The sequence below is a fragment of the Paenibacillus litoralis genome (assembly GCF_046244365.1).
Lineage (GTDB): Bacteria > Bacillota > Bacilli > Paenibacillales > NBRC-103111 > Paenibacillus_V.
In genome coordinates, this window is the sequence record NZ_CP176395.1 from 6,628,153 (window position 1) to 6,642,611 (window position 14,459).

Below are 14,459 nucleotides of genomic sequence, written 5' to 3' on the forward strand. Positions count from 1 at the left end.
CATTGTAATTATACAATATAAGGTAAGCTACGGAGGCGAAATCATGGCAAGAAACGATTATCCAAGACCTCAATTCGTTAGAGACAGCTGGCTAAACTTAAACGGCGAATGGGAATTCGAGTTTGACGACGATGACGACGGAGAACGCGAGCGCTGGTATGAAGGACGAACGCTCGGGCGTACCATCGTCGTTCCGTTTTGCTACCAGAGCAAGCTCAGCGGAATCGGCGAAACGGATTTCCACGACATTGTCTGGTACCGAAAGAAAGTCACGCTGCCGGCGGAATTTGACGGAAAGCGGACGATACTCCATTTCGGCGCGGTCGATTACGAAGCGAAGGTTTGGGTAAACGGCAGACTCGCAGCAAGCCACGAAGGCGGTCACACGCCGTTTGCCGCCGACGTCACGGACGCCTTGCAGGCCGGCAGCAATACGATCGTCGTGCGGGCGCAGGATTACAGCAAGGATCTGACTCTGCCTCGCGGTAAGCAGTATTGGAAGGAAAAATCGGCCAGCATCTTCTATACGAGGACGACGGGAATTTGGCAAACCGTATGGATGGAGCCGGTGTCGGACATTCATCTTGGCAAGCTGCGGCTGACTCCCGATATCGACAACAACGAAATCGCCGTGCAATCCTCGCTTTCCGGCGCGATCGGCCAGAATGACGTCAGGCTGACCGTTACCGTCTCCTTCAAGGGCGAGATCGTGGCGGAGGACGAGATTCGTGTTCGCGGCACGGAAGCTTATCGCTCGATTCGTCTCGACGACAGGCATGATCTCGCAGCTCGCCGGTTTTGGACCCCCGCCAACCCGAACTTGTATGACGCCGAGTTTACGCTGCTGGTAAACGGGCAAACGGTCGACCAGGTGCAAAGCTACTTCGGCATGCGCAAAATCAGCGTGGACAACGGGAACATTTGCTTGAACAACCGGCCTTATCGGATGAAAATGGTGCTCGATCAGGGCTACTTCCCTGACGGTATTCTGACGCCGCCGAGCGACGAGGCGATTCGCCGCGACGTCGAGCTGACGAAGGAAATGGGCTTCAACGGAGCCAGAAAGCATCAGAAGGTGGAGGATCCCCGCTATTTGTATTGGTGCGACAAGCTGGGCTTGCTCTTATGGGGGGAAATGGCCAATGCCTACCATTACTCGCCGAGGTACGTCAGGCGCATCACGCAGGAATGGCAGGAAGTCGTGGAGCGCGACTACAACCATCCGTGCGTGGTCGCCTGGGTGCCGCTCAACGAGAGCTGGGGCGTGCCGAACATTTTGAACGACAAGCAGCAGCAGCAGCACGCGCTGTCGCTGTACTACTTGACGAAGTCGCTCGATCCGATGAGGCCCGTCATCTCCAATGACGGCTGGGAGCACGTTAAATCCGACATTTGCACGATTCACGACTACGCCTGGCAAAAGGAAGTGCTGGAGCAGCGCTACTCGACGGCCCATAACGCGGTGACCTCCCTCCCTGCCAACACCTGGATTTACGCCCATGGATTTGCGTACGCCGGAGAGCCGATCCACGTTTCGGAATTCGGCGGCATCTCGTTCCGCAAGAGCGACTGGGAAGGCTGGGGCTATTCGTCCGCCAAGGACGACAAAGACTTTGTCGAGCGTTTGGCCGCGGTCGTCCATCCGCTGCTGGCTTCCCCGGTCGTGCAGGGCTTCTGCTATACGCAGCTCACCGACGTCGAGCAAGAAATCAACGGCTTGCTCACCTATGACCGTCAGCCGAAGGTGCCGCTCGAATGGATTAGAGCGATCAATGAAGGCAAAACGCCGGAGGTCGAACCTTCCGCAGCTGAGGCATCCAAATAGCCATTTCGAAATTGAAACCGCCGAGAACCCATTCACAATTGGGCCTCGGCGGTTTTTTTACACGGAATCTTGACACAAGCCCCACTTTAAAATATAGTAAACCCATCGGATTTAAACTAACTGACTCGTCAGTTAAGAAGAAAAGGGGTGTTGACACTGCCTGCAACGCCGGATCAAGAACAAGATCGCCGCCGGCAGCTGATGAGCTGCGCTCTTGAGCTGTTCGCCCGCAAAGGCTATCACAGTACGAAAATTTCCGATGTGGTTAAATCCGCCGGGGTGTCGCAAGGAACGTTTTACTGGTATTTTCCCAGCAAAGAGAAGCTCGTCATCGATCTGATCGGGGACGGCAAAGAGATGCTGACGAAAGTGATCGCGCAGGGCTACCGCCAGCATGCCGGCACGATCGACGATATGGTGAGCTCGTCCGCGAGGCTGCTCGCCGACTTGTTCGAATTCGCAAACGAAAACCGGTATTTGATGGCCCTTCTGCTGATCAAAGGCCAGGGGACGGATCCGCCTGTGCAGGAAGCCGTCTCGCAAACGTGGATCGCGTTCGAGGAAGCGTTCAAAAGCAACGTCAAGCGCGCCATCGAGCTGGGGATGCTGCCGGGCTCCAAAGATTTGAATCTTCGGGTTAACATACTGGTCGGTTTATTTACGGGCGTGCTGTCCAAATGGCTGTTCGGGCCTATGCACGACGTCGATTTCAAGTCGCCCTACTCCCCTTCGGAAATGGCTGAAGAAACAGCCAGGTTTGAAATTCGCGGATTACTCGGATCCTAATAAGGATCCATCCTTATTCAAAACAACTAGGAGGCCATTTCATGCACACGAAAACCAAACATCTTTTCAAAACCGTTTCTCTGGTCGGCGCCATCGTCATCGCGCTTGCGGGCTGCGGAAGCAAATCGAACGAGCCCGCCGACAAAAATGCGGCAAACTCGCCGGCCGCATCGGCTGCCCCGTCGAATCAGCTTGAGACGATCAAGAAAAACGGAAAAATCAAAATCGGCTTGATGGGCACTTACGCTCCTTACAACTTTTTGAACGACAAAAAAGAAGTGGACGGCTTCGACGCGGACGTGGCCAAGCAAGTTGCCAAACGTTTGGGCGTTCAGGCCGAGTTCATTACGGGCGAATTTTCCGGTCTCATCGAGGGCTTGCAGAAGGATAAATACGACGCGCTGATCAGCCAGGTGACCATTACCGACGACCGCAAAAAGACGATGGATTTCTCGTCTCCTTACATCAAAAACTCCGTCAACATCGTCGTGAAGAACGACAATACGACCATCAAATCGCTGGAAGATTTCAAAGGCAAAAAAGTCGGCGTAGGCCTCGGCACGAACGACGAAAAATATTTGCGCGACGTGGCTCTGCCTAAAGTCGGAAACTTCGAAATCGCAACGTACAACGACGTCATCACTTCGCTTACCGACCTGAACGTCGGCCGGATTGACGCGACGATCAACAACACGTTTGCCATCAAGCCGCTGGTGGAAAAAAACAATTTTAAAATCAAATCGGTGGGACAGCCTATTAAGGAAGATTATGCCGGAATCGCGATTCGCAAAAACAATCAAGAGCTTCTAGACGCTCTGAACAAAGCGATTGCCGACATGAAGGCAGACGGCACGTTCAAAGAAATTTTCCAAAAATGGTTTGGGGTCGACCCGACGATTTAATCGGCCGGAACGGGAGAGGACGTAACGCATGGAACTGGTATATGACAACGTAGACTTCCTGCTGAAGGGCGCCTATTATACGCTTCTGATCACGATCGTCTCGATGATTTTCGGTTTGATCATCGGGTTGATCGTGGCCGTCGCCCGGTTAAAAGGAAACTGGCTGATTCGCAACGCGGCCAAAGGATATGTTTCCATCATCCGCGGAACTCCGATCCTGGTCCAAATTTTTATCGTGTATTACGGGCTGCCCGACTTCGGCATAACGCTCGGGCCGCTAACCGCGGCCTACATATCGCTTAGTATCAACATCGGGGCTTACTTGTCCGAAACGTTTCGCGGCGCGATTCTTGCCGTGAACAAGGGCCAAACGGAAGCCGCCTTGTCACTCGGCCTGTCTCCTTGGCAAACGATGACGAAGGTCGTGCTTCCGCAGGCCGCCCGCGTAGCGATTCCCCCGATGGGCAATACGTTTATCGGCATGCTGAAGGAAACGTCGCTCGTATCCGTCGTTACGGTAACGGAGCTGCTGCGATCCGCCCAACTGCTGATCGCTCAGTACTATGTGGCGATGCCTTTCTTTATCGCGATCGCTCTCATGTACTGGATTATGAGCATGTGCTTCTCCGCCGTTCTCGACCGTGTCGAAAAAAAATTGGCAAAAGCTTACTAAGGGCGTGTACGTATGATAGAAGTAAAAGGGCTAGGCAAACGATTCGACGATCTCGAGGTACTGAAAGGGATCAACGTCAGCATCCGTCCGAAAGAAATCGTCGTCCTGATCGGCCCGAGCGGATCCGGCAAAAGCACGCTGCTGCGCTGCCTGAACGGCCTCGAGGAACCTACGGAGGGCACGGTCCGTGTGGGCGGTGCCGAGTGGAATCCGTCCATGAGTCCAAAAGCGAAAAAACAAGCCATCCGGGAGATCCGCAATCTGACCGGGATGGTTTTTCAATCTTTTCATTTATTTCCCCACATGACGGTCCTGGAAAATGTTATCATGGCGCCGATGACCGTCAAAAAAATGCCTAAGGAGCAGGCCGTTCAGCTCGCGGAAGCGCTGCTGTCCAAAGTCGGCTTGCTGGAGAAAAAGAACGTCTATCCGTCCAAGCTGTCCGGCGGCCAGCAGCAGCGTGTGGCGATTGCCCGTTCGCTTGCCATGCAGCCGCAAATCATGCTGTTCGACGAGCCGACATCGGCGCTGGACCCGGAATTGACCGGCGAAGTGCTGGCCGTTATGAAGCAGCTTGCCTTGGAAGGCATGACGATGATCGTCGTGACTCACGAAATGAAATTCGCCCGGGAAGTGGCGAACCGGGTCATCTTTATGAGCGACGGAACGATTCAGGAAGAAGGCATTCCGGAGCGTTTTTTTGCTCAGCCGCAAACCGAGCGTGCGCGCAAATTTCTGCGGCAGCTGGATCAGCAAGAAGACTGACGGCAGCTTATACGAAGGAAGCGCGATTAATCAGCATGGGGATTCCCCCCGGACAGTAAAATCGTTCTGCGGAAGGCTCATAGGTTTCATGCAAGTGGGTAACGATAGGAGGAACGGACATCATGATCGTCACACAAAACGAACATTTGCATAACGTCGCCGAAAGAGCCGGCCTTCTCATGGAGAAGGAGCGGCTCGATGCGCTGGTCGCCGTTAGCTGCGAAAACTTTTATTATTTATCCGGCTACCAGAGCGCCTTCATGTATACGCTGCGCATGAATGAAGTGGCTTTGGCCGTCCGGTTTCGGGACCCGAACCTTAAAACGGTCCTGCTCATGAACGAATTCGAAGCCGCCGGCGTACCGGACGAACTGGCCGCTCATTGCGAAATCCGGACGTATCCGACATGGGTGGATGTGGACGATCCTTACGGTCTCCGCGGCGGCAAATATGAAGGGAAACGGCCGGTCGCGCCGCAAGCCGAAGAAATGTTCGGCATGCTCGGCCAAGTGCTTGCGGAATACGGCATTTCGGATGGCGGCAAAATCGCGGTCGAGCTGAGCGCCATGCGCTATCCCGCAGTTACGGCATTGCGGCGAACGGCAGGCGCCTTCGACTTCGTCGAAGCGAACCCCGTGTTTACCGAGCTGCGTGCCGTGAAAACGCCATGGGAGATCGAGCAGCTGCGCAAAGGCTGCGCCTTTGCCGAAACCGGCATTGCCGAAACGGTGCGCGCGATCGGCCCGGGAAGCTCCGCTGCGGAAATCGTGAACGTTTTCCGGAGGGCTTTGATGGACCATGCGGAGGGTCATGCCGCCCGCTTTCATATGATCTCGGCGGGCGACCGTTTCGCGCCGGTGCACCGGTTCGACACGAGCCCGTCCAAGCCGGGCGACCTCGTCAAGTTTGACGTAGGCGTCGATGTGCTGGGCTACGGCTCGGATATCGCCCGTACGTTCGTGTTCGGATCCCCGTCCGATACGGCCAAACGCGTTTACGATGCGCTGCGCGCCGGACACGACAGGCTCTTGCAGCTGATCGAGCCCGGGATGCCGATGCAAGCCGCGTTTCACGAGGGGATGGACGTGATTCGCCGGACCGGACTGGACAACTACAACAGAGGGCATCTCGGACATAGCGCGGGCCTCAGCCTTGCCGCCGAGGAAGCTCCCTTCATCAGCCCGTCCGAGGCGGCCGTTTTCGTGCCCGGCATGGTCGTTTGTCTGGAGACGCCTTACTACGGGTACGGCGTCGGCTCGATCATGATCGAGGATATGGTGCTCGTCACCGGGAGCGGCTGCGAGCGGCTCAACAAGCTTTCGCGGGATTTGATTTCGTTGTAGATGTGGTGTGCTGCTTTGACCCTATGGTGCAGCTTTTCGGCGGAATAATCAGTCAGCGTTCGGAAAGAGTCAATGACAACCTCATGCAGAAAAGAGCCCCCTTGCTAGGGAACTCGCCATGACATAGCCTCCCTTTCCTGCGGTTCTACCTTTAAAGTTGCTAGTTTAACGCGCAGTCTGCATTCTCGGCCGGTTAGGCCGTTCTGGTGATAATGAGCAAAAATATCTCCCTCATTCGAATGGGGCTGTCTCAGGTCTTTTTTGACCTTTGAGTCAGCCCCTTTGTTTTAAGCCTACGAGAGGACTCTATCGAGGCCTTAGTGAACCTGAGTTCACTATTTATGAACCTACGTTCACTATTTTTACTTCATCCCCCCTTTTTCAGGCGGATAGTGAAGCAAACGGGACTATTTGGCCGAGAGGTTCACTAATAGTGAACTTTTCTTCCCTATATCGCTTGGAGGCACATGTTTGAACTTGGATAGTGAATTTTGGTTCAGTATTAGTGAACTTATGTTCACTATTTTTCCATTTCGGAGTTAGTTTCCATTAACTTAGTGTTCGGAACTCGTTGTGCGGGGCCGGTGTGCGGAGCTGGTGTGCGGAGCTGGTCTGCGGGAGCTCGTTGCGCGGAGCTTGTGTGCGAGCTCGTAATAAGAGGCTGTCTCGATAACCATTCTGATGGTTATCGAGACAGCCTCTTCGTCTTTCATTCGTCAGCCGCTAGTTCGGCGTCGTCGAAAAGCTCCCGTCATTGTTCCGGTTGCCCGCTCCGAACAAGGTGGACGTGTTCGAGTTTTTGACGCCGTTTACCGTTCCGCCGTTGCGGCAGTCGTTGTTCGTCAGCACGTTCGCGCTTCCCGCCCCCTTCAAATAGATGCCGTAAGCCGGTTTATTCGTCAGGCTTCCTCTGCGGCAAACGTTGCTCTGCACCGACGAATCCGTGCAGCCGTCCAGGACGATATTGCTGTAGGTCGCGTTCAAGTTTACCCCGTTGCCGGTGCAGGAATTGCCCGCTACGAGATTGTTCGCTCCGCTGTCGACCCGTATGCCGTCTTCTCCGTTCCATTCCGAGATGTTGTTGCTGATCGCGTTGTCGCTGGAATTGACGGAAGCGATGATGCCGATCTTGTTTCTCGTCGTCTTGTTGCCGGACACGATATTATGAAGGGCCGTATACAAATAAATGCCGTAATCCGTATTCCGGTCGACCAGATTGCCGACGATCTGGTTATACGAGGAGCTGATCAGGATCCCCCAATAGCCGTTCGCTTCCACCACATTATCGGCAATGAGGTTATCTTCGCCCGACATGATAGACGTCCAGGACGCATTCGCGCCTACGTAAATCCCCTGAAAATTGCCTGCACAGCGGTTTCCGACAATTTGGATGCGATTGCTGTTCAGCGCGCTTATCGCATAATTGGACTGATGGCCGTTAAGCGAGTTCCCGCTTACGGTGCAATCCTTCGCCAGAAAGATCGATACGCCTCTGCCTCCGTTACCGGTAAACGTATTGCCGCTGATTACGAACCCTTCGTTATACCGGTTCATTTGAATGCCGTCGCCGACATTGCCGATAAATTCGCAGCCGATTATTTTGACGTTCTTGTTCTGCTGGCTTAGCGCCGCTTCCGGCTCGAAATCGATGCCCGATTGCGGTGCGGTGCCGTTCGTATTGCGGAAGCTGCTCCCCTCCACGTACATCCCGTCTACGGCAAGCACACTCATCCCCTGCCTGCGGTTATTGTCGCATGTAATCCCGACGATTTTGACGTTCGACGATGGCGCTGTCGTCGCGATGCCCTGATTGATGAAAATGCCGTCGCCCCAGCAATTTTTGATGATGACGTCTTCAATGGTGACGTTCTTCGCTCCGTTCAGGCAAATCCCGTAGCCCCATTCCCCGGTCGTTCCCGTATGCGTGCTCCGGTCTCCCTCGATCGTACCTCCGGACAGCTTGACATGGGTTCGGTCTTGAATCCGAATGACGGTATAGGCATCGGAAGCATTCGTTTTCATCTTGAGCACCGCTTTGGGAGACAGTTGCAAATGCGTATGATCGGGAATGTCCAAACCGCGGTTTGGCGCAATGTTGAAGGGTGCCGTTACGACGCCGTCGATGATGTACGTGCCGTCCGGAACGAACGTTGTGCCCGCTCCCGAATAGAGTGCCGCCTGAACGGCAGCCGTATCGTCCGTTACGCCGTCTCCTTTGGCTCCGAACCATTTCGCGCTAACCGTCTCGCCTTCGAATACGCGTTTGAAACGCGCCCCGGAAGAAGACACGACAATCGTGCCCGTATTGTCTGCCGAAGCCGTATCCGCCGGATCGTACAGAAAAAGGCCTTCTTGACCGCGGTCGGTCACGACATAAAGCGTGAGCGCGCTGGGGCTCGCCGTCGCCCTTAGTCCGGCCAGCGAGGTCATGTCGACGGCTCCAGCCGCCGCTTGCGCGATGCCCGTCACCTGCATGAAACTTCCCACTGATAGAGCGGCGCCCGCCGCCCCTATCGCGGCCAGCAGCTTTCTGCGCGAGACCGCGTTTCCATTGCGTTCGGCAGAGCCGGAAACGGCCCCGGGCATCGTCTTCTTCTCCTGAATGCTGCCATGCTCCGAAAATCCTTTACCATCACTCATTCCGTCAGCCTCCATCAATTCATTTTTCCTTGCCTAGCAAGCAACAATGACCGTAAAGCAGCTGCAATTTGGAATATGGCTAATGTTTGTCGAAAGAGGAACAGGGAGACGCGCTGCCCGGAATGTGGCATTTCGGTGGGAGCAGGGAGCGCTTTAAACGCCGGGCAACCCGCCCTTCTCCCTAATCATCCGCGTCATTCCGCACCGTTCTACCGCCCTGAATCCTCGCCTTTAGTTTTCCAGCGTCATCGGGTAAAAGCCCGCGTCATTCCGCACCGTACCGCCGCCCTGCAATCCGCGCCTTTAGTCGGCTGCCAGCGTAATCGGATAAAAGTCCGCGTCGTTCCATACCGTACCGCCGCCCCAGCCGTAAAATTCGGTCGTCGTCGTGCCGTGATACATTCGGAAGAAAAACCCTTTCAGCGTCTTGGTCACGTTCGGATCGATATTGATGCTGGCAAACGGAATGACCTTGATCGCATTCCAGCGGTCCGTTCCGACATGGGCATAAGCTTCCCACTGGCCGTTATAGCCGCTAGTTTGGACGGGTCCGCTGTACTCAAACTTTATCGCGTTCGAGTTGCTGAAGAATACGTAGTAGGAAGCTCCGCTCGAATCGCCCGTTATGAACGTTTCATTGTCGTCATCCGTTCCTTTTACCCACCACTCGCCCGGCGCCGTTTCGCTCACGACGATCTTGGACGGGTCGGCGTCGAAATTTTCGTAGCCTATGTACAAATTCTCGTCGTCCCATAGCAGCCGCACCTTCGTTTGCACCGCAGGCTGGTTTTGCGTACCCATGACTTTGAACTCGGTGACCGGCTCCGCATCGGCCCAAGGCCCTTGATCGAAGTAGACGGCGCTTGTGACGGCCGCTTTGCCTGCATTCGTTTTCTTCGCCGTCGCTTTTAGCTTCGGAATCGAGCTGTATTTCTGCGTCAGCGTTTCGAAAGTCGATTTGATCGGCTCGATCCGCGCCTTCTGCTGGTCGTTCGCAAGCTGCCATGCTTCGTTGAGGGCGGTTTGCGCAGCATCTTTAACGCCTGCCTCGATAATCAGCTTATTGATATAGGTCGACTCGCTGGCGTTGTAGCCGATCGGCGAATTGTCTGTTTTCCAGCCCTGCTCGATCAGGCCGTAGTAACGTTTCATCGGCTCTGCCGCATTGCCGTACGCCTTGCGGATAAACTCGCTTTTCAACTGCTCGAGATCGGCGTCCGGATTCCAAAACAGCTTCTGGATCAGCCAAAATTGCAGCGCATTGATTCCCCAGAACGGACCTTTGGCATCGACTTTATTTTCCGGCGTAACGCCCGTAATGCCCAGGTCGCGGTAATATTTCATATCCGCTTGCACCTTCTCCGCTATCGGCCTTTCGTAGACCTCGGAGAGGAAGCTGCCGTAATAGTTGTACAAGACGATATGGTTCGTTTTGGTCAGCCACTTCTCGAGTTTGAGCTTGTAACCATAGTTCATGCTGCTCGTATCGGTCGTATTCAGCGGTAGCCGCTCATCCTCGGATATCGGCGCCATGACGATGACGATGTTGTCCTCGAGCGCCACTCTCGGCGGCACGTCCGTGAAGAAGTAAGCGAACGTGACGATTTTCGTATTCGGATTCGTCTGCTTGACCTCGGCCGCCACCTTGTTCAGGAAAGTAAAGAACACGGTCGACTTGTAGTCCGGTTCGTCCGGCTGAATGACGATGCCGTCCTGCGTCGTAAACGGCGAGCGGCTAAGCTCCCCTTGGTTGAAATTATGCGTATCGTTGATGCCGATGCCGACATATTCGATCGGATGTTGGGCCAAAAATTGCTTGACGCGTCCGGCTACCGCGCCAGGCACGTCCGGGTGGTAGAAATTGATTTGCGTCTCTTGCGATTCCGGAATATAATTGCCGCTCGCGTCCTTATTGTAATAATCCGGATGCGAAGCGAAGAACACATCGTTCGGCAGCCAGTAGCCCAGGTTATGGCCAATGTTGAACGCTTTGACCCCTATGCTTTCGTGACGGCTCCACTGTTCCATGTTCTCGAATTCCGCCAGCTTGGCGTTCAGCTTGTTGCGCGCCATCATCGCTTCCGTTCCCGGATCGGCGTGGTACTCCCCGCTCGCTCCGTACCAGGTCGTATGCCAACCCCGAAGCTGGAACGGGGATTTCTCGCGGTAGTCGGGCTTGTCGGCTTTGATCGTAGGCAGCGGATCGTATAAGGTTCCGATATCCGTCGAACGGGTCCATAGGACGCCGGCATTTTTCTCCAGGAAATCGTAAGCGCCGTTCAGCACGCCCTTCGGCTCGCTGCCGATGATATACAGGCGGTTGCCCGACTTCCGGACCGCAAAGCCGTCGGATCCCTGCAGAAACGCAATGTCGTCCGCATATGGCCCGGCAATCGCCGGCAAGGAATCAGGCGTGGCCAGCACGATCTGCAGCCTGCCGTTCGTTTCGCCACCCGGCGCATTCAGGCTCGCCGGCGCGTCATTGATCGAAAGAGCGGCTGCCGCGTTCTCCGGAGAGGCTGGACTGCCGGACTTGTTCAACACGACATCGTCAACCCAGAGCGTACTCGTTCCGCCCACGATATAGAAGAAGAACCAGTTGAAATCGAACTGCGCGGAGGAGGAAGGCGTATAGCGCAGCTCCACCTGCGTCCACTGGTCCGTCACCGGCAGTACCAGCTGCCCCGTGCCCGCTTGCGATCCGCCGCTCAGCGTCATCTCCATCGCCTGCAAAACGACCGATTGTCCGGTTGCCGCCGTTCCTTTCACCCAAGCTTGCAGGACGTATTCTTGATCCCTCTCGAGCTTCAACTGTTGATCCGTGCGGGCATAAATGTACGATGCCCCGCCGAGCTCCATCCGCAGCGAATGCGTTCCGCTTCGCGCCACTTGATTGTCCAGCACGCCTGAAGGCACGTTCCAGCCGGCCGGAAGCCCGTTCGAAGCCGCCGTTTCAAACCCGGCGTTATCGATCAAGTTGGCTGACGGCTCCGGCTGCTTCCCGGTATCCTTTACCACGACATCGTCGATCCACAGCGTATTCGTTCCGCCGACGATGTAGAAATAGAACCAAACATAATCGAACTGCGCACCGGCAGCAGGCTTATAGGTCAGCTCCACCTGAGTCCACTCATCTGTCACAGGCAGCACCAGCTGGCTTGTGCCTGCTTGCGATCCGCCGTTCTGCGTCATCTCCATTGCCTGGAGAATAACCGATTGTCCGGTTGCCGCCGTTCCCTTCACCCATGCCCGCAGCGTATATTCGCGGCCCCGCTCCAGCTTCAGCTGCTGGTCCGTGCGGGCGTAAATGTACGGCAGGCCGCCAAGTTCCATTCGCAGCGAATGCGTTCCGCTGTGCGCCGTTTGATCGTCCAACGCGCCGGAAGGCACGTTCCAGCCGCTAGGCAAACCTCCCTGGGCAGCCGCTTCGAATCCTCCGTTCTGGAGGAGGTTCCAATCGACATTTACCGTCAGCGTCATCGAAGCGACGGTTTCGCCGCCCGCGTTAACCTGAATCTTGACGGCATTCAAGCCGTCCGCCGCCGTTTCCGGAACCGTTACGGAGGCGTCCACCGTCTGACTCTGCTTGGCGCCGAGCTCGACCGGTTGGACCGCATTTACGGCAATCGGTTCGCCGCCGCTTTGCGTCAAACCGAGAGTGACGGCTTGATCACCATTGTTCATTAGCGTGAAGCGGATCGGATACGTACCGCTTTTCTTCACGTCCAGCCGGCTGTTCCACAGCTGGGCGCTGACGCCGATTCCGTCCGGATTTCCTTTATAAATCGGCAGCTCCGCCCCGCTGACCAGCTTGATCGTCTTCTGAAGCTCCGATGCCGCGAGGCTTTCCATCTCGCTTGCGAGCGGACTCATAACGATCTCCGCATTCGCCAAGCCGTCCTTGGTCAAATACGCCGATGTATCCGGTGTCGACGTCGGCACTGGCGTCGGAGTCGCCGTCGAACCTGGCGTCGGAGTCGCCGTCGAACCTGGCGTCGGAGTCGCCGTCGAACCTGGCGTCGGAGTCGCCGTTGAGCCTGGCGTCGGCGTGGCCGTTGAGCCTGGCGTCGGCGTGGCCGTCGAGCTTGGTGTCGGCGGGGCCGTCGAGCTTGGTGTCGGCGTGCCTCCCGTTTCCGCAAGCGGCCGGCGCTCGAACGTGGACTCGCCTCCCTTTTTGCCGAATGCCGCTTTTTCGATGGTCGCTTGCCCAAGCACCTTAATCACGGCTTCAAGCACCAAAGACATAACGGTCGATTCCTTATCGGCCGTAAGCGTCGTGCCTGCGGCACGTTCGGAAACATTCAGCTTGCCGACGTTCGCTCCCGCAAGCGCCAGCCTCATGCCTCCGGCTTCAACGTTTACCTCTTGAAACTTCCCTTTTAGCTTCACTTCCGCATTTGCCGAAAGCCGCTCGGCTATTCGGACAAGCAATACAGCCGCATGGTCCGCAGTTCCTTCCCCCGCTTCTATAATCGCACCGGAAGATACGATCATTTCGGCGGCGGTCGTCTTGCCTTCCAGCACGACGCGTACGGTTCCCGTTTGTTTGTCGATCAACACGACGTTAAGCTTGGCGTTCTCGAAGTGAATGCTGTTTCTTCCCCCGCCGTTCACCTTCGTCTCTCCCTTCACGTCAACGCTGCGAAGCCGAACATCGCCCTCGCCGACCGATCCAGCCACGGTCAAGTCTCCGGCAACGATCATGTTGCGTAGCGTGACGCCCGGAGCGTTAATGACGATATTCCCCTTAACTTCCTGCATGCCGGTCTCGGGTCCGTATGTACCCGCTTGGTCGTATACGATAGTTCTCGCAGCTAGCAACCGCTCCAAAATGACGACCGCTTCCGCTCTGGATAAAAGACCGGACGGTCTAAAACTTCCGTCCTCGTAGCCCTTCATCAGGCCTTTCGCAGCAGAGGCTCCGATTGCACCTTTTGCCCAGTCGGCCATTTGTCCGGCATCGGTAAACGCTGCGGCTGCTGTTCCAACCGATAAAGTATCCGCTTTCAACAATCTGGCCAGAACGACGGCCGTTTCTTGCCTGGAAATCGAACGGGAAGCGCCGATCGTCCCGTCGCCGTCCCCTTGCAAATAGTCCGCTTTAACGGCGACCGCGATATCCCGGTACGCCCAGTCGGTCTCCGCCAGATCGGCGAAGGAAACGGCAGCCTGCTCTTGAAAGCCGAAGGAACGGTTTATCAGAACGGCCAGCTCTCCCCTCGCGATCGCTCGGTCCGGACGAAACGTTCCGTCAGGGTCCCCTTGAATACTGCCCTCTTCCAGCCATTCCGCAATCTGCTTTTCCGCCCAGTGGCCTTTGATATCGGCTGCGGCGGCGTGAACGCTTCGCTCCTCTGCACCCGCTGCTGCGAACGCCGATTGAAAGGAAGAGAGTACCAGACAAAGCATCGTAATGAGTGCGGTAATTTGCTTAACGGAAAAAGAATGGTTTGTATGCTTGCCAAGCCTACTCATGAATACGCCTCCTCGTTGCGAAAAAATCGCTCTTTTGCTCGGATACGGCA

Annotated in this window: 8 protein-coding genes; 6 read left to right on the top strand and 2 right to left on the bottom strand. The window is 55.8% G+C overall.

Annotated features, from left to right (window positions below):
- The first annotated feature begins 43 nt into the window (after positions 1-43).
- The 6 genes from ACKGJP_RS27960 (at position 44) to ACKGJP_RS27985 (ending at position 6,294) form a co-directional block, all read left to right on the top strand.
- Positions 44-1,825 carry a glycoside hydrolase family 2 protein gene (locus tag ACKGJP_RS27960; RefSeq protein WP_409342059.1) on the top strand — a complete coding sequence of 594 codons (1,782 nt, stop codon included), beginning with the start codon at positions 44-46 and terminating at the stop codon, positions 1,823-1,825.
- 201 nt (positions 1,826-2,026) lie between these two features.
- Positions 2,027-2,611 carry a TetR/AcrR family transcriptional regulator gene (locus ACKGJP_RS27965; RefSeq protein ID WP_409347270.1) on the top strand — a complete coding sequence of 195 codons (585 nt, stop codon included), beginning with the start codon at positions 2,027-2,029 and terminating at the stop codon, positions 2,609-2,611.
- Between the two features lie 41 nt (positions 2,612-2,652).
- Positions 2,653-3,513 (top strand): transporter substrate-binding domain-containing protein, encoded by an 861-nt coding sequence (locus ACKGJP_RS27970; protein WP_409342060.1) that lies wholly within the window; start codon positions 2,653-2,655, stop codon positions 3,511-3,513.
- Between the two features lie 28 nt (positions 3,514-3,541).
- A complete protein-coding gene (locus tag ACKGJP_RS27975) occupies positions 3,542-4,186 on the top strand; it encodes an amino acid ABC transporter permease (RefSeq protein ID WP_409342061.1) in 645 nt (214 codons plus the stop codon).
- Between the two features lie 12 nt (positions 4,187-4,198).
- A complete protein-coding gene (locus ACKGJP_RS27980; protein WP_409342062.1) occupies positions 4,199-4,951 on the top strand; it encodes an amino acid ABC transporter ATP-binding protein in 753 nt (250 codons plus the stop codon).
- 122 nt (positions 4,952-5,073) lie between these two features.
- Positions 5,074-6,294: a M24 family metallopeptidase gene (locus ACKGJP_RS27985; RefSeq protein ID WP_409342063.1), complete on the top strand. Its 1,221-nt coding sequence runs from the start codon at positions 5,074-5,076 to the stop codon at positions 6,292-6,294.
- A gap of 723 nt (positions 6,295-7,017) precedes the next feature.
- Here the strand turns inward: ACKGJP_RS27985 and ACKGJP_RS27990 are convergent.
- Together ACKGJP_RS27990 and ACKGJP_RS27995 are read right to left on the bottom strand one after the other, a co-directional pair.
- Positions 7,018-8,934: a right-handed parallel beta-helix repeat-containing protein gene (locus ACKGJP_RS27990; protein WP_409342064.1), complete on the bottom strand. Its 1,917-nt coding sequence runs from the start codon at positions 8,932-8,934 to the stop codon at positions 7,018-7,020.
- A 303-nt stretch (positions 8,935-9,237) separates the two neighbouring features.
- Positions 9,238-14,409 carry a DUF4838 domain-containing protein gene (locus ACKGJP_RS27995; protein ID WP_409342065.1) on the bottom strand — a complete coding sequence of 1,724 codons (5,172 nt, stop codon included), beginning with the start codon at positions 14,407-14,409 and terminating at the stop codon, positions 9,238-9,240.
- Positions 14,410-14,459: the final 50 nt, after the last annotated feature.